General features: G+C 63.7%; 19 protein-coding genes. 12 read left to right on the top strand and 7 right to left on the bottom strand.

The features are described from left to right. Nucleotides 1–221: 221 nt before the first annotated feature. The 6 genes from NLY42_RS29245 to NLY42_RS29270 form a co-directional block, all read right to left on the bottom strand. Complete coding sequence (locus tag NLY42_RS29245; protein WP_023668504.1) at nt 222–1,307, bottom strand: ABC transporter ATP-binding protein; 1,086 nt, start codon at nt 1,305–1,307, stop codon at nt 222–224. Next, nucleotides 1,297–1,896 (bottom strand): helix-turn-helix domain-containing protein, encoded by a 600-nt coding sequence (locus NLY42_RS29250; protein WP_023668505.1) that lies wholly within the window; start codon nt 1,894–1,896, stop codon nt 1,297–1,299. The genes NLY42_RS29245 and NLY42_RS29250 overlap by 11 nt, the downstream gene beginning before the upstream one ends. 279 nt (nt 1,897–2,175) lie before the next feature. Then, nucleotides 2,176–3,282 carry an ABC transporter substrate-binding protein gene (locus NLY42_RS29255; RefSeq protein ID WP_023668506.1) on the bottom strand — a complete coding sequence of 369 codons (1,107 nt, stop codon included), beginning with the start codon at nt 3,280–3,282 and terminating at the stop codon, nt 2,176–2,178. A 25-nt stretch (nt 3,283–3,307) separates the two neighbouring features. Continuing rightward, a complete protein-coding gene (locus NLY42_RS29260) occupies nt 3,308–4,135 on the bottom strand; it encodes an ABC transporter permease (RefSeq protein WP_023709184.1) in 828 nt (275 codons plus the stop codon). Further along, nucleotides 4,132–5,013, bottom strand: coding sequence for an ABC transporter permease (locus tag NLY42_RS29265; protein ID WP_023754068.1), 882 nt, complete (start codon nt 5,011–5,013; stop codon nt 4,132–4,134). The genes NLY42_RS29260 and NLY42_RS29265 overlap by 4 nt, the downstream gene beginning before the upstream one ends. Before the next feature lie 96 nt (nt 5,014–5,109). Then, the gene (locus NLY42_RS29270) at nt 5,110–6,387 is read right to left on the bottom strand and encodes an NAD(P)/FAD-dependent oxidoreductase (protein WP_023754067.1); all 1,278 of its coding nucleotides are present in this window, start codon (nt 6,385–6,387) and stop codon (nt 5,110–5,112) included. A gap of 176 nt (nt 6,388–6,563) precedes the next feature. Between NLY42_RS29270 and NLY42_RS29275 the strand changes: the two genes are divergently transcribed. The 7 genes from NLY42_RS29275 (at nt 6,564) to NLY42_RS29305 (ending at nt 14,710) form a co-directional block, all read left to right on the top strand. After that, entirely contained in the window at nt 6,564–7,721 is a 1,158-nt protein-coding gene (locus NLY42_RS29275; protein WP_023740667.1) for a fumarylacetoacetate hydrolase family protein, read from the top strand. A gap of 137 nt (nt 7,722–7,858) precedes the next feature. After that, nucleotides 7,859–9,403 carry a sugar ABC transporter ATP-binding protein gene (locus NLY42_RS29280; RefSeq protein WP_050591081.1) on the top strand — a complete coding sequence of 515 codons (1,545 nt, stop codon included), beginning with the start codon at nt 7,859–7,861 and terminating at the stop codon, nt 9,401–9,403. Then, on the top strand, nt 9,400–10,428 hold the full coding sequence (locus NLY42_RS29285; RefSeq protein WP_198022180.1) for an ABC transporter permease: 1,029 nt from the start codon (nt 9,400–9,402) through the stop codon (nt 10,426–10,428). Before NLY42_RS29280 ends, NLY42_RS29285 begins: the two co-directional genes overlap by 4 nt. 296 nt (nt 10,429–10,724) lie before the next feature. Further along, a complete protein-coding gene (locus NLY42_RS29290) occupies nt 10,725–11,657 on the top strand; it encodes a substrate-binding domain-containing protein (protein ID WP_023687083.1) in 933 nt (310 codons plus the stop codon). 108 nt (nt 11,658–11,765) lie between these two features. Next, complete coding sequence (locus NLY42_RS29295; RefSeq protein WP_023696604.1) at nt 11,766–12,752, top strand: ABC transporter permease; 987 nt, start codon at nt 11,766–11,768, stop codon at nt 12,750–12,752. Nucleotides 12,753–12,756: 4 nt separating this feature from the next. Continuing rightward, entirely contained in the window at nt 12,757–13,551 is a 795-nt protein-coding gene (locus NLY42_RS29300) for an ATP-binding cassette domain-containing protein (RefSeq protein WP_023668515.1), read from the top strand. A gap of 136 nt (nt 13,552–13,687) precedes the next feature. Further along, a complete protein-coding gene (locus tag NLY42_RS29305; RefSeq protein ID WP_023668516.1) occupies nt 13,688–14,710 on the top strand; it encodes a LacI family DNA-binding transcriptional regulator in 1,023 nt (340 codons plus the stop codon). Between the two features lie 336 nt (nt 14,711–15,046). On the opposite strand, the gene NLY42_RS29310 is transcribed toward NLY42_RS29305, so the two are convergent. Next, the gene (locus NLY42_RS29310) at nt 15,047–15,628 is read right to left on the bottom strand and encodes a TetR/AcrR family transcriptional regulator (protein ID WP_023668517.1); all 582 of its coding nucleotides are present in this window, start codon (nt 15,626–15,628) and stop codon (nt 15,047–15,049) included. Between the two features lie 242 nt (nt 15,629–15,870). Between NLY42_RS29310 and NLY42_RS29315 the strand changes: the two genes are divergently transcribed. The 5 genes from NLY42_RS29315 to NLY42_RS29335 all read left to right on the top strand — a co-directional run bounded on the left by NLY42_RS29315 (nt 15,871) and on the right by NLY42_RS29335 (nt 22,491). After that, entirely contained in the window at nt 15,871–16,131 is a 261-nt protein-coding gene (locus NLY42_RS29315) for a hypothetical protein (protein ID WP_023668519.1), read from the top strand. Beyond that, nucleotides 16,125–19,313, top strand: coding sequence for an efflux RND transporter permease subunit (locus NLY42_RS29320; protein WP_023687080.1), 3,189 nt, complete (start codon nt 16,125–16,127; stop codon nt 19,311–19,313). The genes NLY42_RS29315 and NLY42_RS29320 overlap by 7 nt, the downstream gene beginning before the upstream one ends. A 14-nt stretch (nt 19,314–19,327) precedes the next feature. After that, a complete protein-coding gene (locus tag NLY42_RS29325; protein WP_023740662.1) occupies nt 19,328–20,482 on the top strand; it encodes an efflux RND transporter periplasmic adaptor subunit in 1,155 nt (384 codons plus the stop codon). Between the two features lie 180 nt (nt 20,483–20,662). Next, complete coding sequence (locus tag NLY42_RS29330) at nt 20,663–21,370, top strand: GntR family transcriptional regulator (protein WP_023709916.1); 708 nt, start codon at nt 20,663–20,665, stop codon at nt 21,368–21,370. 17 nt (nt 21,371–21,387) lie between these two features. Beyond that, a complete protein-coding gene (locus NLY42_RS29335) occupies nt 21,388–22,491 on the top strand; it encodes a mandelate racemase/muconate lactonizing enzyme family protein (RefSeq protein ID WP_023754063.1) in 1,104 nt (367 codons plus the stop codon). Nucleotides 22,492–22,515 lie beyond the last annotated feature (24 nt).

Genomic DNA, 22,515 nt, shown 5'->3' on the forward strand with positions numbered 1-22,515 from the left:
TAGTGTCGAGTGATGTTGCAGTTCCGACATCGAACACGAATTAGCTGCCCGACTTGATGCGCCAAGCAGAGGGTTTGCACATTTCGGCGCGGTCGGGTGCTTAGTTCGGGCATCCCGCAAAGTAGGAATATGTTCCTTTGCGAGTCAATTCACACTTAATTCCACCTTGGCGATCTTCACAGCAGGTTAAATCCAACCGTCGATGAAGGGATTGGGTTGGATCAGCTTGGCAGCATAGGGCAGTTGGCACCACGGCGCAGGCTGATATGCGCCACGTCGCCGACGCTGAATTGAAAGCCCTCGGCCTGGCGCGGCGCATCGATCACCACCGGCAATCCCTGCCCCAGCTCAGCATGCAGCCGCAGCGTGCGGCCGTGGAAGACGATGGAGTTGACGCGCGCCGGCGCGGTGCCGGCGGCGGCATCGGTGGTGGCCAGCAAGTCCTCGGGGCGAACGCCGATGGTGCGCTCAGTGCCTTCGCCGGGTGTGTCGCCGGTTTCAGATGTTGCTTCCAGCGAAAGCCCGCCAGCGGCGAAGCGCAGGCGGTCGCCGTCGCGGCCGATGAAGCGCGATTGCAAGAGGTTCATGGTGCCGATGAAGCTTGCGACGAATTTCGTCGCCGGCCGGTCGTAAAGCGTAGCCGGCGGCGCGATCTGCTCGATGCGGCCCTTGTTCATGACGACGATGCGGTCGGAGATCGACAGCGCTTCGGTCTGGTCGTGGGTGACCATGACGAAGGTGGTGCCGAGCCGCGACTGCAGCCGCTTCAGTTCGACCTGCATCTGTTCGCGCAGATGCGCATCGAGCGCCGACAGCGGTTCATCGAGCAACAGAACGCGCGGCTCGCAGACTATGGCGCGGGCGAGCGCGACGCGCTGGCGCTGGCCACCCGACAGTTCGGAAACGCGGGCGCCGAGCTTGTCGGCGAGGCCGACCATGTCGAGGGCTTCGCGGACGCGCTTTGCCTGCTCGGCGCCGGACAGTTTGCGCAGCGACAGGCCGAAGCCGACATTCTCGGCGACCTTCATATGCGGGAACAGCGCATAATCCTGGAACACGGTGTTGACGGGACGGTCGAACGGCCTGAGCGCGGTGATGTCGCGACCATCGAGCAGCACCTTGCCGCTCGACGGGCTCTCGAAACCGGCAATGACGCGCAGGCTGGTGGTCTTGCCGCAGCCCGAGGGCCCGAGCAGGGTGATGAACTCGCCGCTGATAATGTCGAGATCGACGGCGTCGAGCCCGACAATGCCGCCGGGGAAAACCTTCGAGACCGTGTCCAGGCGTACCAGCGCATCAGGCGCCATCGCGAACCTCGGACGGCTTGGTGGTGTTGACCCAGAGGATCTGGCAAGGCTCGGTGCCGGGATTGCGGAAGGCGTGCAGAAGCGTGCTCTTGAAGGCAAAGGAGTCGCCGCTCTTCAGCACGTATTTTGTCGAGTCCACCACCAGTTCGACCTCGCCCGACAGGACATAGCCGAACTCGTGACCGATATGCGCATAGGCTTCCGCCGTGCCGCCATCGGCTTCCACGGTCACCAAGAGGCCGGTCAGCGCCGCGCCCGGCGGCGACAGCAGCGCCTTGGCGATGCCTTCCGACTTGACCGGGAGCTGCCGCCTTTTGTCGGCGCGCACGCAATAGAGATCGTTGGCGGCTTCGTTGCCGTCGGTGATCAGCGCCAAAGGCTCGATGTCGAGCGCGGCCGCAAGCGGCCAGATCACCTTGACGCGCAGCGAAGACAGGCCGCGCTCGATCTGGCTCAGCGCACCAATGGAGACGCCGGCTTTTGCTGCCAGCTCGGCCAACGACAAATTGCGCTCCAGCCGCAGCGCCCGCACGCGCCGGCCGACGCGAATGTCGGCGTCGGCCTTTGGTTTCGCTTCAAGCATGTCCATCAGTTGGTCCTTGTTGCAGTCTTTGGCGCGGCGGCAAGACCCGCGGCTTCAGGAGATTAGTCACAATTACCTGCCGTCGGCGCTGCCCTCATTGTCCTGCCGGACATTTCTCCCCGTATAGTGACGGGGAGAAAGCGGCTGGTCGCAAACTCGGCGCCATTTCTGCAACGTTTGCGATTTGCGAAATCGCTGGTGACAGCGCCCCTCTCCCCGTCACTATACGGGGAGAGGATGCCGGCAGGCAGGTGAGGGGCAGCGCAACCGTCGGCGATGGATCCCTCACCCGCCCGCCTTCACTTTCTCGAACATCTTCGCCACATCGTCGTTCTGCTTCATCGGGCCGGTGAAGATGGTGGTCTTCAGCATCACCTCCGGGTCCGCCGGCAATTGCAGCTTGTCCAGTTCGTCCTTCGCCACGCCGGCGAAGGCGGTGCTCAGCGAGCTGCCATAGCCGTAGGCCTGGATCAGGTACTTACCCGAGTCGGCGTCGAGCCGGCTGTTGATGAAGTCATAGGCGAGGTCGACGTTTTTGGCGTCCTTGAGCATGACGAAGCCGCAGGCCCAGGTCAGCATGCCCTCCTTCGGCTTCATGAACTCGACCGGCACGCCCTGCTTCTTCAGCGAGGTTGCCGACGCGTTCCAGGTCATGGCGGCGACCAGCTGGCCGCTGGCCAGCGCCTGTTCGACCGAGGTCATGTCGGTGGTGTAGTTGGAGAGCAGCGGACGCTGCTCGCGCAATTTTTCCGCCACCTTGTCCATCTGCTCCGGCGTCATATCGAAGGGGTTTACGCCGGCCAGAAGTGCTGCAACGATCGGCGTGTCATGCACGGCATCGATGGTCGCCATGCGGCCGGCATATTGCTTGTCCCACAGAAGGTTCCAGCTCGCTTCCGGGTTCTTCACCAGATCGGTGCGGTAGAGGATCGAGGTGTTGCCCCAATCCCACGGCACCATCCAGACCTTGCCGTCGCCGGCCTGGATGTCGGGCAGGTTCTTGAACACCGGGAAGATCGAATCCCAGTTCTTGATGCGCTTGGTATCGATCGGCTGCAGCAGGCCTTCCTTGTTCCAGCGCGCCACCTTGTCGTAGCAGGGATGGGCGATATCGGGGCGGAAGCCGGCCTTGACCTTGGTGAAGGCATCGTCGTCGTCGCCGAAGATCGAGGCCTCGACGCCATCGGGATGGGCCGTCAGGAAGCTCTTGTTGAAGTCTGGCAGTTCATAGCCGGACCAAGTGAAATATTGCAGCTTGTCGGCGGCGAAGGCGACAGTCGACGACAGGACGATTGCAAGCGCGGCAAGCCCGGTGCGGGCTGTCTTTGCAGTGATCGATTTCGGGCCAGTGATCGATTTCAGCCCAGTAATTGATTTCGGGTCGAATGCCATTTCGGTTCTCCTCTTTTGTTATGGTTCAGGCTGGACTGGTGGGCGCCGTCCGACGGGCTGTGCTCAGCCCGCGATGGCGCAGGATTTCGGCGATGCCGGCGATGATGACTGACACAGCAAGGATAGCTGTCCCCAGCGCCATCACGGTCGGCAGCGAGCGAGGAAAACGCAGTTGGCTCCAGATGTAGAGCGGCAGCGTCGGCTCGGTGCCGGCGAGGAAGAAGACGACGATGAACTCGTCGAAGGAAATCAGAAAGGCCAGCATGAAGGCCGAGACGATGGCCGGCAGCGAGAGCGGCAACATCACCCGCCGGAAGGTCGTCCAGTCGGAAGCGCCGAGATCGAGTGCGGCCTCGCGAATGGTTTTCGGAATTGCGGCAAACCGGCTGCGCATGATCACCACGGTGGTCGGCAGCGCCACCAGTATGTGGCCGAGAACGATGGCGATGCGCGACGGGCCGAGGCCGATGAGATTGACGAGGATCAGCAACGATATGCCGACGATGACGCCGGGGATCAGGATCGGCAGCCTGGAGATGGCGCTGATGGTGGCGGCGAGCGGCGAACGACCGTAGAGGTCCATATAGGAGACGGTGATGCCGCAGAGCGTGGCGCCGGCGGCGGCCACGACGCCAATGACGAGACTGTTCAAAAGCGCGCCGGACAGCGCCGGATTGCCATAGAGCGTGGCATACCATTCGAGCGTGAAGCCCTGCAGCGGAAACGCGGCCTGGATGGAGTTGTTGAAGGAAAACAGCGGGATCAACAGCACCGGCAGATAGAGGAAGACGAGATAGGCAAGCACATAGACGCCGAGCCAGCCGCGGCCATCATCTCTCCGCGCGGCGCTCATGTGCGGCTGCCGAATCTGCGGTCGGCGCCGCGTGCGACCAGCACCACGCAGAGGATGACCAGCATCACGCAGACTGAAAGTGCCGCCCCGAACGGCCAGTCATTGGCCTTGCCGAACTGCGACTGGATCAATGTGCCGATCATGGTGCTGGCGGGACCGCCGACCATGGCCGGGGTGACATAGTCGCCGACCGTCGGCACAAAGACGACGAGGGCGGCCGCCAGAACGCCCGGCATCGAATTGGGCAAGACGACGCGGCGAAACGCCGTGAACGGTCTGGCGCCGAGATCGGAGGCGGCTTCGAGCAGTGATTTCGGGATGGTGTCCAGCGCCACATAGATCGGCAGGATGGCGAAGGGCGCATAGGCATGCGCCAGCGTGACGACCACCGCCGCCGGCGTGTTGAGGAAGGCCAGCGTCGGCTCCGACCAGATGCCGCTTTCGATCAGCGCCGAGTTCAAGACGCCGTTGTAGGCGAGCACGATCTTCCAGGCGAAGACGCGCAGGAGATAGCTGGTCCAGAACGGCAGGGTCACCAGAAACAAAAGCAGGCTGCGGCGGCGGCCGGCATGGAAGGCGAGATAGTAGGCGACGGGATAGGCGGTGACGACGGTCGCCAGCGTCACCAGGCCGGCGATCACCAGCGAGCGCAGCGTCACCGTCCAGTAGAGCGGATCGGAGACCACGGTGATGAAGTTGCCTGCCGTGAAGCCGACGCCGAGCAGCGAGCCGTCATTGCCGCGCAAAGCGAGGAACAGCACCAGGCCGAGGGCAAACAGGATCAGGAAGAAGGTGACCAGCCCGCCCGGCAGCAACATGGCGAAGCGGAAGCCCCGGGCGGAGCCTGCTGGCGCTTCAGACGCAACGACGGTCGACATCAGGCTGCTCAATGGAAATATGAAATCGACTTAGCTTTTTTCATATTCATGAAACTGTCAAGCTGAATCCACGAGGCCTAAACGGCCGGCGCGCAATCAGCGCTCGAAGGCGTCGAGCATGCGGTACCAGGCGATCGTCGCGGCGACGCCGATCTGGCGAAAGGCGTGGAACGGAATCGGCCGGATCGGCGACAGCGGGAACGGCAATTGCGCTGCCTCACCGTTTGCCAAATAGCCCGCCATGCGTTTTCCCAGCGCGGTCATCAGGCCGACGCCCCTGCCCTGGCAACCGACCACGGCGAGCAGGCCCTTTTCAGGTTCGTGGATGTGCGGCAGATGATCCGGCGTCATCGCCACGCGACCGAACCAGCGTTTCTCGATGGCGACATCGGAGAGCGCGGGATAAAGCCGCACCAGCGCGCGCTGCAGATGCGCCCAGTCGGCCTCGCTCCTGGGAAGCGCCATGCGGCCACGGCCGCCAAGCACCAGCCGGCCGTCGACGGTCTTGCGGTAATAGACGAGGATGCGGCGCGAGTCCGATACGGCTTGTCCCTCGGGCAGGATCGTTGCCGCAAGGTTGGATGACAGCGGCGCGGTGGCGACCTGGAAGGAATGCAGCGGCACGATCGTTTCGGCGAGGCCCGGAAGCAGTCCATCGGTATAGGCGTTCGTCGCCAGGACAATCGCTTTCGCCCGCACCTCGGCGCCGTTTTCGGTTGAAACACGCCAAAGGCCGGCCTCCTTGCGGAGTTTCACCACCTTCTGCCGCTCGGCAATGCTGGCGCCGGCGGCGGCAGCGATGCGCGCCAGTTCCACTGTATAGGCGAGCGGATCGATGACGCCGGCGCGGCGGTCGAGCCAGCCGCCGAGATAGCCTTGCGCGCCGGTCATATCGGCGATCTCGCTTTCATTCAGAAGCCGGACATCGGCGCCACGCGCCCGCCATTGAAGATCCCTGTTCGCCGCCGCTTTCAATGCGGTTTCGGTATGCGCGGCCTGGATCCAGCCCTTGCGCGTGAACGGCACCGCCAGCTTTTCGTCGCGGATGAGATCGAACACCGTATCCGCCGCCGAGGCGGCGAAATCGACCAGCGCCCGGCCACGCTCGGGGCCGAAATGCTCGAGCAGCCATTCGGGATCATATTTCAGGCCGGGAATGACCTGGCCGCCATTGAGGCCCGAGGCGCCCTGGCCGATCCCGCCGGCCTCCAGCACCTGTACACCGAGACCGAGCCGGGCTGCGTGCAAGGCGGTCGACAGGCCCATGAAGCCGCCGCCGACGATGGCAACGTCGACCGGCGCAGTGACGAGCAACTGGAAGGCGGATGCGGTCTGCGGCTTCTGCCAGATCGGAACGGAAAACGGTGTGGGCAAGGCTTCACCTGGAGTATGCGGAAAATGAAAATTCTAGTGCTAGTTTCATTTTTTTGAAAGAGCGGGCCTCATGTCAGAACCGACAATTGCCTGCGCCACGGGATAGACCTTTGGCGTGAATCCGGTGAAAGTGCCGCGGCCCAGCTGCCATCTCGATCATCAAAGGACCGTAAGCCATGACGAACCCAACGCAGCTTCCCGCCGACGGGCTCTTCATCGGCCGAGCCAGGGCAAGCGATGCCTCGCATCCTCTGGTGGTCACCGTGCGCGACGGGATCGTTTTCGACGTCACCTCGACCACCGCACCCACAGTGCGCGACATCTGCGAGATGGCCGATCCGGCCGGACACGTGCGCTCTGCCAAGGGCGAACCGATCGGCTCGCTCGACGCGATCGCCGCCAACAGTTTTCAGGCCACCCGCGATCCGGCAAAACCCTATCTGCTCTCGCCTGTCGACCTGCAGGCGGTGAAGGCGTCGGGCGTGACCTTCGTGGTCAGCCTGCTCGAACGCGTCATCGAGGAGCAGGCGCGCGGCTCGGCGGAAAAGGCCGACGCCATCCGCGCCGACATTGCCGGGCTGATCGGCCACGATCTGTCGAAGCTGAAGCCCGGCTCACCCGAAGCGATTGAGATCAAGGCCAAGCTCATCCAGCGCGGCGCCTGGTCGCAATATCTGGAAGTCGGCATCGGCCCCGACGCCGAGATCTTCACCAAATGCCAGCCGATGGCGTCCGTCGGCTTCGGCGCCGATGTCGGGCTGCATCCTGTCTCCACCTGGAACAACCCCGAGCCGGAGATCGCCATGATCGCCGCCAGCACCGGCAAGATCGTCGGCGCGACCATCGGCAACGACGTCAATCTGCGCGACGTCGAGGGACGCTCGGCGCTGCTGCTCGGCAAGGCCAAGGACAACAATGCCTCGGCCTCGCTTGGGCCCTTCATCCGGTTGTTCGACGCAAGCTTTTCCATCGACGATGTCAAGCGCGCCACTGTGCGGCTGAAGGTCGAGGGCGAGGACGGGTTTTCGCTGGAGGGCGCGAGCTCGATGGCCGAGATCAGCCGTTCGCCCGAAGAGCTGGTCGCGGCCGCCATGGGGCCGCACCACCAGTATCCCGACGGCTTGGCGCTTTATCTCGGCACCATGTTCGTGCCGTCGAAGGATCGCGGCGAGAAGGGCAAGGGATTCACCCACAAGATCGGCGACATCGTTACCATCTCGTCGGAGAAATTCGGCGCGCTGGTGAACCGCGTGCTTCTGTCGCCCGATTGCCCGCACTGGACCTACGGCGCCAGCCATCTCATGCGGGACCTCGCCAAGGCCGACCTGATCTGATTTCGGAGCAGCGGGACGAACGGATAGCCGATAAACGTTCCTATCCGGTCCCTGTAAGCCGTTTGTTAGCGGAATCCGGGTGACTGTATCGGAAATTCGCTCCAGGATCGGGGCGCGGTCTGTGGGGGCCGAATCGCATGCTCGGTTTGCCGATGATATCGGTGCGCAATCTCGCCATGCGTTATGGCGGCGTTGTCGCGCTCAGAGATATGAACCTGTCTGTCGGACAGGGGACCATCCATGCTGTCGTCGGTGAAAGCGGCGCCGGAAAGTCGACGCTGGTAAAGGTGCTTGCCGGCGTGCTCCGGCCCAACAGCGGCACCATCCGCGTCGGCGACCAGATGGTCACCGTCGACAGCCCGATCGCTGCACGCAAGCACAGCTTCGGCGTCGTCCACCAGGGGCTCGGCCTGTTTGCCGACCGCTCGGTGCTGGCCAATCTGTTCGTCAATCGCGAGCCGTTGCGCAATGGCTTCGTCTCCAGGCGCGAGATGGAGGCACGCAGCCGCACCTTGCTTCGGCAACTCAAGCTCGACGTCGATGTCCACGCTCCTGTGGGACAACTCGGCATGGGCGAACGGCAATATGTCGAACTCGGCCGCGCAATTCTGGAAGGCCCGAGGCTGCTGATCCTCGATGAACCGAATTCTGCGCTCGACCGGCGCCAGACCGAGCACCTGTTCACCGTACTAAGTGACCTCAAGGCCAAGGGCACGAGCGTGCTCTATGTCTCGCACCGGCTGGAGGATGTGTTTGCGATCGCAGACCAGGTCACCGTGATGCGCAACGGCCGTGACGTGCTGACAAGTGAGCGCTCGGCGTTGAGCGAAGCCGATGTGATCGACGCCATGATCGGCCAGCAGCGCGGCAGCCTGTTCCCGCCTGCACTGCCGGCCAATGCCAGCACGATAAGGCCGCGGATCACGGTGGAGGGTCTGAGCGGCGGCCGGATTTCCGGCGTCAGCTTCACCGCCCGCTCCGGCGAGATCCTCGGCTTGGCCGGGCTTGAGGGGTCAGGCGTTGAACACCTGTTCGAGATGCTGTTTGGCCTGCGCAAGGCGCAAAGCGGCAGGGTGCGGCTCCCCGACGGCTACGGCTTGCCTGGAAATCCGACCGAAGCGGCGCGGCGCGGCATCGGCCTGGTGCCGGCCAACCGCCTGTGCAACGGCCTGATGCCCGACCGGTCGCTGGCCTTCAACATAGGCAACATCGCTACCGGCGCCCGCAACTGGGGGTCGCGCCGCTACTCGCCCAAGGCCGCGCTCGCCGCCGCCGCAAGGCAGATCGATGCGCTGCGCATCAAGGGCCTGCCGGACGCGCCGGTGAATTCGCTGCTGGCCGGCGATCAGCAGAAGATCGTAATCGCCAAATGGCTGGAGACGGCGCCGCAAGTGCTGCTCCTAGACAATCCGGCTGGCGGTATCGAGGCGGCTGCCAAGCGCAAGATCTATGCGCTGATCCGGCAGATGGCAGCCAATGGCTGTATCGTTTTGCTGCGTTCGGTCGAGCCGTCCGAACTGACCAACCTCAGCAACCGCGTCCTTGTCTTCCACCGCGGCCGGGTCGCCGGCGAGCTGTCCGGCGCCGAGATGAAGCGAAGGACAGTGCTGCAACTGACCACCACCGGCGAGATGCCGGAGGCGGAGCGGCCGAAAAAGAAACTCGTGGGAGCCATGGCATGACACGATTGGATCCCATGCTACAGCTTGCCGGTTCGGCTGCCCACCCGAAGCGCAGCCTTCGCCTGCCCGTCGAACTCAGGCCGCTCATCGGGCTCGTTGTCCTTGTGGCGATTACAGGCTTTGCCCGGCCGGATTTCCTCGACGAGGCCAATGTGCTGTCGTTGCTGGAAACCGCTGCGTATCCCGGCATGCTGGCGATCGGCATGGTGTTCGTGCTCGCACTCCGCGAGATCGACCTTTCCGTCGGCTGGATATTCCATCTCGCGGCCCTTCTCACCGCATTCCTTCTGGCCGCCGGCATCGACCCGTGGCTTGCCGCCCTTGCCGGCGTGCTGCTCGGCGCCGGGCTCGGCCTCGTCAACGGCCTGCTGGTGGTGGCGCTGCGACTGCCGGCCATCGTCGTTACGCTGGGCACCTTTGCAATGTTCCGGGGCCTGGCGGCGGTGGCCGTCAAGATGCAAGCGACAGCTCCGGCCAGCCCAGGCGGCGACTTCTTTGAGATCGTTCACGGCAAGCTGTTCGGCCTTGTGCCGACGGCTGTCTTTGTCTTCGTCGCAATGGCGGTGGTGATGCACCTCGTGCTTCACCGCAGCCGCTTCGGCTACCGGATCCAGGCCGTCGGCAGCAATCCGCAGGCGGCGCTCTATGCCGGCATCCCGACAGGTGCTGTGCGGCTGCAGACGCTGGTGCTGATGGGCGTCGTCTCGGGGCTGGCGGGCGCGCTGTGGCTTGGCTCTCCCGTTACCGACGTCGACCAAGGCGGCGGTTTCGTGCTGATGGCGATTGCCGCGGCGATCATCGGCGGCACCTCGCTTTCCGGCGGGCGCGGCACCGTCTTCGGTGCGGTGATCGGCATGCTGATCGTCCAGGTCATCTTGAGCGGCGTGACCCTGTTCGGCATCGACGCCGCATGGAGCCCCTTCGTGATCGGCGCGGTGATGGTGCTGGCGCTCGCGCTCGACCGGCTGGCCAAGGTGCTGCCCAACCGCCAGGCCGAGCGCTTCCAGGAAAATCCGCGCGCCTGAGTTTAAGCCCCGCCTGCTTGCCGGGAAATATCTCTATCTCATGGTTGACGCAATTCCGGACGGAAAACCGTTTCACACTTTTCCTGGAATTGCCCTCTAACTGATGCGATCTGATGGGATCGATGATGGCGCGTTGCATCGCGCCACCATCCATTGGGCGGATAGAGGCTTGCCATCGGCCGCAAAAGAAGATGCTCTGCGCATCCGGGTCGGCGCTGGCAGGAGGAGAGGATCAAGGGCATGGCCCGGATCATCGCCGGACGTGGAGGTCGTTTTTCAACATGGGAGGAAAGCAAATGCTGACGAGGCTACGATTACTCGTGCTTGGCTTGATTGTGGCGCTGGCCGTTCCGGCGGCGGCACAGGCCAAGACGTTCTACTGGATTTCGCATGGCGGCCCGGCCGACCCGGTATGGACCTACTTCCTGGCCGGCGCCAAGCAATGGGCGAAGGACACCGGCAACACCGTCAACACTTCGTTCCACAATGGCGACGTTGCCTCGCAGCAGGAGGCCGTGCGCGCCGCGATCTCGGCAAAGGCCGACGGCATCGTTACCACCAGCCCCGATCCGGGCAGCCTGATCGAAATCGCCAAGGAAGCCAACACCGCCAAGATCCCGATCATCAACTTCAACACGCCCGATCCCAAGGCAAGCTTCGACGCCTATGTCGGCGGCGACAACGTCACCTTCGGCAAGCACTGGGCGCAATATCTGGTCGACAAGGGTCTGGTGAAGAAGGGCGACTTCGTCTGGATGCCGGTCGAAATCCCCGGCGCCACCTACGGCGTCCAGGAAGAGGAAGGCATCAAGAGCGTCTTCGAACCGCTGGGGATCACCTATGAGATCACCGAAGCGACGCTCGACCAGGCCGAAGCCATCAACCGCATGGTCGACTATCTCACCGCGAACAAGGCCAAGGTCAAGGCAATCATCGGCCTCGGCGATCTGGTCACCGGCTCGATCAAGCGGGTGTTCGACCAGGCCGGCATCAAGCCGGGCGAAATCCCGGTCGTCGGCTGGGGCAACTCGCTCGACACCACCCAGGAAGTGCTGACCGGCTACGTCAATGCCGGCCAGTGGCAGGACCCGCAGGCGACCAGCTACGTCGCGCTGTCGCTGGCCAACATGGCGGCGTCAGGCATTCCTCCGGGCTTCAACGTCATCACCGGCGCGCTCTATGAAAAGGACACCGCGCAGGTCTACGACGACATCCTGTCCGGCAAATAACCCAGACCTTCAACAGTCGCGGCCGCAGCCGCGGTCGCGACTGTCTTTCGCCGAGCCCTTCGCGTTGCGCGCTGGGCTCAGCCTTCCCCTTCCTGTCGCAGGTTATCAGTGGAAAACCGTTCGCTCATCCAACGCCAGATCGCGAGGCCGGAATTCGGGCCCTTCGTTCTGCTCATCGTCGAAATCGCGGTGTTCTGGAGCATCAACCACGATTTCCTGTCGCCGCAGAACATCTCCAACACGCTGGCCTTCACCGTCGAGCTCGGGCTGATCGCGCTGGCGATGACGCTGTTGATGACGTCGGGTGAATTCGATCTGTCGGTCGGCTCGCTGTTCGGCTTTTCGCCGGTGCTGATGTGGACGCTGTTCAACAGCGGCCTGACCTCGCTGGAGGTCGGCTTCCTCGCCGCGCTGCTGATCGCGGCCTTCATCGGCCTGGTCAATGGCTGGTTCGTCACGCAGCTGAAAATCCCATCCTTCCTGGTGACGCTCGGCATGCTGCTGGTGGTGCGCGGCACCGCGCTGTTCGTCACTGACGGCTTTCCGCAGCGGACGTGGAGCGCCGAGGGCAGCTGGCTGGCCGAAGCGCTGGTCGGTGATTTCTTCATCGGCCCGTTCCGCATCTACATGTCGCTCTTCTGGTTCATCGCGGCGGCCATCGCGCTGGGCTACGTGCTGACGCAAAGCCGGACCGGCAACTGGATCCAGGCAGCCGGCGGCAATCCAGGCGCCGCAAGGGCGCGCGGCGTCAACGTCAGCGGCGTCAAGATCGGCCTGTTCGTGCTGTCGTCGGTGATGGCTTCGCTTGCCGGCGTCATCTCGTCGCTGCGCACGTCGGCCGCCAACCCCAACAGCGGCACCGGCTACGAGCTCGAAGTCATCGCCATGGTGGTGATCGGCGGCACGGCGCTGACCGGTGGGCGCGGCACCATCATCGGCACCGTGCTCGGCATCCTCATCCTGCGCGTCATGCGCAACGGCATCGTGCTGATCGGCGTGCCCGGGCTGGCCTACAACATCTTCATCGGCGCCATCATCCTCGGCATGATGGCGCTGCACTCATGGCTGGAACGCCGGCATCAGGCAGGGACCTAGAACCATGGCTGAACCGCTCATCCGCATGTCCAACATCAAAAAGTCCTACGGGCGCGTGCAGGCGCTCGAAGACGCCAATTTTCATGTCAACGAAAGGGAGATCGTCGGCCTGCTCGGCGACAATGGCGCCGGCAAATCGACGCTGATCAAGGTGTTGTCGGGGGCGGTGCCGCTGACCAGCGGCGACATTTTCATCCGCGGCAAGAAGGTCAATCTGCGCAGCACCAGCGACGCCATCGCGCACGGCATCGAGACGATCTACCAGGATTCGGCACTGGTGACGCAGCTGTCGATCGCGCGCAACCTGTTCCTCGGCCGCGAGCCGATCAAACCGCCGCGCTTTTTGAACCGCATGGACCAGGAGGCGATGAACAATGTCGCCCGCGACCTGTTGAAACAGGTCGGCATCTCCAAGAACATCCCGCCGACGACGCCGATCGGCTCCCTGTCCGGCGGCGAGCGGCAGGCCGTCGCCATCGCGCGCGCCATGCACTTCGACAGCGACCTGATCATCCTCGACGAGCCGACCAACAATCTCGGCGTCGCCGAGACGCAAGGCGTGCTGAGCTTCGTGCGCAACGCGCGCGATTCCGGGCATTCCTGCATCTTCATCGCCCACAACATCCACCATGTCTTCCAGGTGGTTGACCGCATCGTCGTCATGCGCCGGGGCAAGGTGGTGGCCGACGACATCGACCCGAAGAAGACCAGCGTGGCCGAGGTCGAACGCATCATCACCGGGATGTCGGACAAGGAGATCCGCGACGCCATCATCGAAGGCGGGCCATCGCACGGCTGAACCGTCTTCGCGCCGTCTGGCACGGAAACGCATCCGCTCTAACTCGTTGTAGAGCATGACCTTTTGACAAAACGGTTCCCGTTTGTCCGAGAAAACCGGTTCCCACTTTTCGGGATCATGCTCTATGACTGCAGCCATGAAAGCCACCGTTGCCGACATAGCCAGGAGCTGCGGCCTGTCGACCGCGACCGTCGACCGGGTTCTGAACAACCGGGCCGGCGCGAGCGCCGCCAACCGCCAACGGGTGATGGAGGCGGCCAAGCAGCTCGGCTATTTGCCGGTGGTCGATCAGGTGACGCTGCCGTCGCGGCCGGCGCATCTTGAATTCTTCCTGCCGATCGGCGCCAACGGTTTCATGATCGACCTCGCCGGGCACATCGAGGACTATGCGGGACGCCTGCCGCTGGTCGCCTCGTGCCGGATCCACAATCTCGGCGGCATCTCGCCGGCAGCGCTGCAGGCGGCGGTTGAAAATCTGTCGCTGAAGGCCAATGGCGTCGGCGTCATTGCCGTCGATCATCCGCGAACGCGCAACATATTGCGCGATGTGGTCGAGGCAGGCATCCGCCTTGTCACCCTGGTCTCCGACGTTCCAGCCGCCCCGCGTTCGGCCTATGTCGGCATCGACAACCGGGTTGCCGGACGCACGGCGGCGCTGTTGATGGGGCGCTTCCTCAACGGCCGCCAGGGTCATCTGGCGATGGTCGTCGGCTCGCGTTCCTATCGCGGGCACGAGGAGCGCGAAATGGGTTTTCGGTCGGTGCTGACAGAGGAATTCCCCAATCTCACGGTCTCGAGTGCGGTCGAGATCAATGACGAACCCGAAGGCAGCTACACAGCAACGATGCAGGCGCTGCACAACGAGCCGGAACTGCTCGGCATCTATTGCGTCGGGGCCGGGCGCTCAGGTGTGGCGAGAGCGCTGCTCGAGGCCAAGCCAAAGAAGAAGCCGGTCTTCATCTGCCACGACCTGACCAAGGAAACGCGCGGCTATCTCGTCGACGACCTCGCCGATGTCGTCATCGACCAGAATGCGCGGCTGATCGCGGAGCAATCTGTGATCCGCCTGCTCGGCTCGATCGCGTCCGCCGCGCCCTACCTGACGAAGAAGTTCATCGAGCCACGGCTGATCTTCAAGGAAAACGTGCCGGTGCAGTGAAGTCGCGCCGTGGCGGTTTCTCCGATTTGTACGACAAGTCGGGGTAGATGCCGCAAATCTGCACAGCAGCCATGCAACTTTCATTGTTGCCGAATCATTGGGCAACCCGTACTCATCTGGGTGTCGGCCATCTACTCCTCCCAGATGCGATGCCGACGCTGAGCGCGGTGCACCTCCTCCCGCATCTCGCTCGAAATCGAGCCCGCTGCCACCTCCTCCCGGCAGCGGGCTTTTTTCATTCTCAAATGAATCTAAATTAAAGTTGACGGGCAAGTTCGGAGAATAGCCAAAAGCCCCGCCGGATGATGGGGACTCCTCAACTCCGAAAGCTGGAATTCAGCGCGCCCTGAAAGAGCTGATCAGGCCTTCAGCCATGCGCACGAACTGCGTGCTGGGGCCCTGGCAGCCCATGGTCTGCACGCTGACGCGCGCCCCTTCGAACAGCAGCGACAGCGTATCGGCCAGAAGCTCGGCCTGACCGATGCCCGCATCCCGGCACAGCGCAACGAGGCGATCGCGCTGAGCGCTCTTGAGCTCCTTGATCACGCTCCTGGCGGGATGGTCCGGCTCGGTCAATTCGGCGGCGGCATTGGCCATGTCGCAGCCGCGACCGTCAGCCGCCAGGCAAGCAGCGGCCATGCGAATCCAGGCATGCAACTGGGCGAGCTTGTCGCCGGGATGCTCCGCCTCGAATTGGTCCCACATCGCGGCCCCTTTAGCCGCCGACGCGCGCAGGCACTGGACGATCAGTTCGTCCTTGGACTCAAAATGACGGTAGAGCGTCATCTTGTTGGTGCCGGCGGCTTCCGTGATGGCGTCGACACCGACGCCCTTGATGCCATGCTTGTGAAACATGTCCTGCGCCGTCTCCAGGATTCGATCCCGGGGGCGCACACGATCGGTAATGCCGTCTGCCATCGCAGTCTCCTTGTCTCCCTAAAAATTCGGTTCACCTCTTGACTAGGGTGTTACCGGTCTGTAACTATCCGAATGTTACTTACTGGTAACACCTATGTGGCCTTCCGTCAATAACAAGGCCGTGAACTGGTCCTGCCAGATCACACGGGGTGAAAATTGCAGGTCATGCGGCTCCGGCCGGTGAAGAGATGAAAACCGGTTCGCGATCGTCCGATGCGGGCCGCTGGAATGGAGACGCTCCAATGTCGCAGCGCAAGGATTTGACCATCGATGAAGCCATCCGGGATCCGATGATCCGGCTGGTGATGAAAGCGGACCGCGTCAACCCGCGCGCCTTCGAAGCGATGCTGAGGACCGTTGCCGATGAGCAGGGCCTCAGCGGCGCGGCGCCGTCTTCGTATTTTTTGCAGGACCCGGGTTCGGTGCGCAGCAGGCGGCTGTCCCGGTCTGCCCATTCTTTTAAAGAGGCCGGTTCTTCTAAAGAGGTTTGCGTGTCGTGGTAAACTTTTTCATCCATCGTCCGATCTTCGCCTCGGCCATCGCCATCATCATGGTGCTCGCCGGGACGATTTGTTATTTCCTTTTGCCGGTTTCGCAGTTTCCCGACATCACGCCGCCGCAGGTCGTGGTCAGCGCCCATTATCCGGGCGCCAGCGCGCAAGTGGTCGCCGATACGGTGACGACGCCGCTGGAGCAGCAGATCAACGGCGTCGAAGGCATGACCTACATGTCGTCGTCGAGCTCCAATGACGGCTCCTCGACCATCACCATCACCTTCGATGTCGGCTATTCCTTGAGTACCGCGGCCGTCGACGTCCAGAACCGCGTCTCGCAAGCGGCCTCCTCGCTGCCGGCGATCGTCAACCAGGGCGGCGTGACGATCAAGAAGCAGAACCCAAATTTCGTCCTCATCGTCAACCTGACCTCGCCCGACAGTTCGGTCGATCCGGTGGCGCTGAGCAACCTCGCCTATCTGCAGGTCGTCGATCCGCTGAAGCGGCTGCCTGGCGTCGGCGACGTCCAGATATTCGGCGAGCGCCGCTACTCGATGCGCGTCTGGCTCGACCCGGACAAGCTCGCCAATCTTGGCATCACCGCCGTCGACGTCCAGAATGCCATCTCGGAACAGAACGTCCAGGTGGCCGCCGGCAAGATCGGCCAGTCGCCGGCGCCCGCCGGCACCGCCTTCGAGATGCAGGTCAACGCCGTCGGCCGCCTGAGCGACCCCAAGGAGTTCGGCGACATCGTCGTGCGCGCCAACACCGGCACCGGCTCGCTGGTGCGGCTCCGCGACGTCGCCCGCATCGAACTCGGCGCGCTGCAATATTCGTCGTCGGCCTTCTTCGGCAAGGACCCGACGGTGGTGCTCGCCGTCTACCAGATGCCGGGTTCCAACGCGCTCGATCTGCAGCAGCACGTCAAGGACAAGATGCAGGAACTGTCGGCCCGTTTTCCCAAGGGCGTCAGCTACGCCATGCACTACGACACCACGCGCTTCGTGTCGGCATCGATGCATGACGTGCTGATCACGCTTGGCGAAGCGCTGGTGCTGGTCGTGGCCGTGGTGTTCATCTTCCTGCAGAGCTGGCGCACGACGATCATCCCGACCATCGCCATTCCGGTGTCGCTGGTGGCGACGATGGTGGTCATGGAAATGATGGGCTTCTCGCTCAACATGCTCTCCCTGCTCGGCATGGTGCTGGCCATCGGCCTCGTCGTCGACGACGCCATCGTGGTGGTCGAAAATGTCGAGCGACAATTGGAGGCGGGCCTCAAACCGCTGGCGGCGACCAAGGCCGCGATGGCCGAGGTCACCGGACCGATCATCGCCACCACCGCAGTGCTGATGGCCGTCTTCGTGCCCGTTGCCTTCATTCCCGGCGTCTCCGGCAAGCTCTACAATCAGTTCGCGCTGACGGTGGCGATTTCGGTCGGCATATCCGCCTTCAACTCGCTGACGCTCAGCCCGGCGCTGAGCGCCGCCTTCCTGCGCCATCGCGGCGAGACGCAGTTCGCCCCGTTCCGCTGGTTCAACACGGGCTTCGACAGACTGTCGCATGCCTATGCGCACGGCGTGCGTATCCTCATCCGGCTGCGCTGGATCATGCTCGGCCTGTTCGCGGCCGGCCTGGTGGCCACCTACTTCGTCTGGCAGAAGTTGCCCTCGACCTTCCTTCCGGTCGAGGACCAGGGTTACTTCTTCGTCGTCATCCAGCTGCCTGACGGCGCCTCGCTGGAACGCACCGATGCGGTGGCGCAGAAGGCGCGCGACATCCTCCAAGCTACGCCCGGAGTCGAGATTGTCGGTTCGATCAGCGGCCTGAACTTCCTGACCAGTGCGGCGCAGTCGAACTCGGCTGTCGAGTTCGCCATCCTGAAGCCGTGGGAAGAGCGCGGCCCCGACCAGAGCGCGTCGAAGCTCGTCGCCGACGTGCGCGGCAAGCTGATGCAGATTCCGGAAGCCTTCGCGCTGTCCTTCGATCCGCCTTCGATCCCGGGTATCGGCACCACGGGCGGCTTCGAATTCGTCGTCGAGGACCTCACCGGGCGAGGCAGTTCAGCCCTCAACGACGCGACGCAAGCCGTGATCGCCGAGGCGCGCAAGCAGCCGGAAATCAACCCGCAGCAGCTGTTCTCGCCGTTCTCGACCTCGACGCCGCAGTTCAACTACGACCTCGACCGCAGCAAGGCCAAACTGCTCGGCCTCAACCTGCCCGACGTCTTCAACACGCTGCAGATCTATCTCGGCTCGCTCTACGTCAACGACTTCAACCTGTTCGGCCGCACCTTCCGGGTGACCATCCAGGCCGACAAGGATGCACGTGCCGACGCAGGCGACCTTTCGCGGCTCTATGTGCGCAACGCCTCCGGCGGCATGGTGCCGCTGAGCACACTGGGCAAACTGGTGCCGTTCGTCGGCCCGGAAACCGTGCCGCACTACAACAACAACGCCTCGGCCACGATCAATGGCGGCGCAGCCCCCGGCTTCTCGTCGGGCCAGGCGGTTGCCGCGATGGAACGGGCCGCCGCCACCGCTTTGCCCAGGGATTTCGGTTTCGAATGGACCGGCATCACCTTCCAGGAGCTCAAGGCAGGATCGATCGCGTCGGTCGTCTTCGGCCTCGCCATCGTCTTCGTCTTCCTGATCCTGGCGATGCAGTATGAGAGCTGGGCGATGCCGTTCATGGTGCTGCTGGCGGTGCCACTGGCCCTGTTCGGCGCCTTCGCAGCCCTGTTCCTGCGCGGCATGCAGATCGACGTCTACTCGCAGATCGGCTTCGTCATGCTGATCGGCCTCGCCGCCAAGAACGCGATCCTGATCGTCGAGTTTGCAAGGCGGCGGCGCGAGGAAGGCTTGAGCATTGTCGACGCGGCGATGGAAGCCGCGCGGCTGAGGCTGCGGCCGATCCTGATGACGGCCTTCGCCTTCATCCTCGGCGTGCTGCCGCTGATGTTTGCGACGGGTGCGGGTGCGGCAAGCCGGCAGTCGATCGGCACCACCGTGTTTGGCGGCATGGTCGCGGCGACCATCCTGTCGCTGGTGTTCGTGCCGGTCTTCTACGCGGTCATCGAGCAGCTGCGCGAAGGCCGCGTGCGCAGCGAACCGAACGCCGCTCATGACCAGGACAATAATGAACCGACTGCCGAACCAGCGCCGATGCGCCTGGCCGAAGCAGCCGAATAGAATTGGAGACCAAAATGCGTAAATGGAAAATAGCTTTGGGAACGGCCGTCGCCCTGGGAGCGATCTCGGTGGCAAGCGTCCACTTCCTCGACATGGGCAATCTCAGCCTCAATGCCGGCACGGCGGCAGCGACGGCAGCACCTGCGGCATTCGTCATGCCGGTGCCGGTGACGAGCGTGGTCAAGAAGACGATCCCGATCTACCTTGACTACGCCGCCCGCATCGAGGCGATCCGCAGCGTCACCTTGCAGGCCCGCGTGCCCGGCTATCTGCAGGAGCAGACGGCTAAGGACGGCGCGGATGTGCGCCAGGGTGATCTGCTCTACAAGATCTCGCCTGACGACTTCAAGGCGGCTCTCGACCAGGCCAAGGCCGAAGTGCAGCGCGACCAGGCGAGCCTCGACTATGCGCGCTCCAATCTCGGCCGCGGCTCCGAACTCGCCAAGAGCGGCTATCTGGCCAAGGATGGGTTCGACCAGCGTACGAGCACCTTGCGCCAGGCCGAAGCGTCGCTTGCCGTCAACCAGGCGGCGGTGCGCACGGCCGAGCTCAATTTGAGCTACGCCGAAATCCACGCTCCGTTTGCCGGCCGCGTCGGCCGCAACCAGGCTTCGGTCGGCACGCTGGTCAGCGTCGCCGGCACGGTGCTGAACACGCTGGTGCAGCTCGACCCGATCTACGTCACCTTCAATCCGAGCGAGACGGACCTGGCCGAAATCGAACAGGCCCGCGCCGCCGGCCCGATCGAGGTCGAGGTGCTGCTGCCCGGCGAGACCGAAGCCAGCCAGAAGGGCGAACTCACCTTCATCGACAACACGGTCGACCACTCGACCGGCACGATTACGGCGCGCGCCACCATTGGCAATGCGAAGTTCTCGCTGCTGCCGGGCCAGTATGTCCGCGTGCGGCTGCACATCAAGCAGCTGCCCGACGCGCTGATGGTGCCGCAGGTGGCGCTGGGTTCGAGCCAGCTCGGCAAATATGTCTATGTCGTCGGCAAGGGCAACACGGTCGACCAGCGCATCGTCTCGCTTGGCGCGACCAGCGGCGACCTTGTGGCGGTCCTCAGCGGCGTTGCCGAAGGCGACCAGGTGATAACGGGCAATCTGCAGAAGATCGGACCAGGAATGCCGATCTCGCCGTTGCCCCAGGAGAAACCGGCCAGCTGATAACCCCCATCAGCCCCGGTCCTGCGGCGCCTTCGGCTTCCACGCCGAGGGCGCCGTTTTTTTATGGAGCGCCGCACGCCGTTTTTGGAGTAACCGCAAGGCACAAGAATCCGGAATAGACATATTGTAGGATTGTCGACAATCTGCTTGTCTGTTTCCGGCTCTCACTGGAGTGACGGAATGGCCAAGCTGGACTTCAATCCGATCGCGGATACGACACGCCGAGCCGAGATCGTTGCGCTGTTGCGGCGGGCGATCCTGATCGGCCAGCTGGAACCCGGCCAAAAGCTGAGCGAGCTGAGGATCGCTGAGCAGATGCGGGTCAGCCGCGCGCCTTTGCGCGAAGCTATGCGCGAGCTGGTGCAGGAAGGCATCCTGACCAGCATTCCCTATGCCGGCACCTTCGTCATCGATGTCACCGCCAAGGACATTGACGACGCCTACTCGCTGAACAAGGTGCTCGATGAATTCGCCATGGAGCGGACATGGAAGCTGCGCGACCAGCGCTTCTTCGATGAACTCGACCGCCGCCACGAAGCGGTGAAGCAGGCAACGCGCGCGCGCGACACCACCCGCCAGATCGAAGCCGCGCTGCAATTGCACGGGCTGATCTATGAATGGGCCGACAATTCGGTGCTGCTGGAAACCTGGCAGCGGCTGACCAGCCGGCTGCAGATGTATTTTGCCCTGCACCAGCGGGCCCGCAACGAGCCGGTGCCGGCCGAAGATCTCCACGAGACCTATGTGCGGTTCTTGAAGGGCGCCGACATGCGCGCTGCCCAGCGCCATGCGCGCGAGCATATCGACCTCGATTTCGAAGAGCTGCTTGCCTATGCGCGTGGCCTCGAGCAGCGGAACATCGAAGGGCTGACCCTCCTCAACACCTAGAGACAACGGACAGACAAGTGCAGATCAAATCCATCAAGGCCTATCGCGTCGTGCAGCCCTTCGTGGACGGGCCTTACCGCATGTCCAAGGGGCGTGTGGCCGACTGTTTCGACGCGGTGATCGTCGCCATCACCTCCGACAGCGGCGTGACCGGCTGGGGCGAGATGGCGCCGCTCGGCAATTTCTATTCGGCCGCGTTTCCGGCGGGAACGCGCGCGGGCGTGGTCGAGATCGCGCCGCACCTGATCGGCCAGGACCCGCGTGCTCTCGCCGGCATCGGACGGCTGATGGATACGGTGTTCAAGGGCCATCCCTACATCAAGTCGGCGCTCGACATGGCCTGCTGGGATCTGGCCGCCCGCGCCGCCGACGTGCCGCTTGTGACCATGCTTGGCGGCCGCGAGAGCGACATGGCGGAGACCTACCGCGTCGTCACCCACGGCACGCTCGACCAGATGGCGGCACTGGCCAAAAGGATCATCGCGGAAGGCTGCCGCCGGCTGCAGGTCAAGGTCGGCGGCAATGTGCATGAAGACATCGAGCGGGTGAGCGCAGTCGCTTCGGCCGTGCCGAAAGGCACGGTGATTTTCTGCGACGCCAATGCCGGCTGGACACCCTACCAGGCGCGGCAGTTCGCCGACGCCACGCGCGGCATCGACTACACGTTCGAGCAGCCCTGCACGTCGATTGAGGAGAACATGTCGGTGCGCCGCATGCTCGACAAGCCGATGGTGCTGGACGAGAGCGTCATCTCGCTCGAGGCGATGCTGGAAATCCACCGCCTGGGCGCCGCCGACGGGCTGACGCTGAAGATCTCGCGGCTTGGCGGCGTAACCAGGACAAGGCAAATCCGCGACGTCGCCGTCGATCTCGGTTTCATGATCACCGTCGAGGATACGGGCGGCGCCGAGATCGACACGGCGGCGATGGCACATCTGTCGCTGTCGACGCCGGAAGAACGCCGGCTGCACGCCATCGCCTTCCATGAGTGGGTGACGGTGCGCACGGCCTCCAACGCGCCACCGGTCACCGGCAGCCACATGGGCATTCCCGACGGGCCCGGCCTCGGCGTCGATGTCGTGCCCGACCTGCTCGGCAAGCCTTTCCTAGAGATCGGCTGAGATCAAGCCCAGCATGAAGCTGTC

Origin of the sequence: Mesorhizobium sp. C372A, from assembly GCF_030323245.1 — a bacterium.
Taxonomy (GTDB): Bacteria; Pseudomonadota; Alphaproteobacteria; order Rhizobiales; family Rhizobiaceae; genus Mesorhizobium.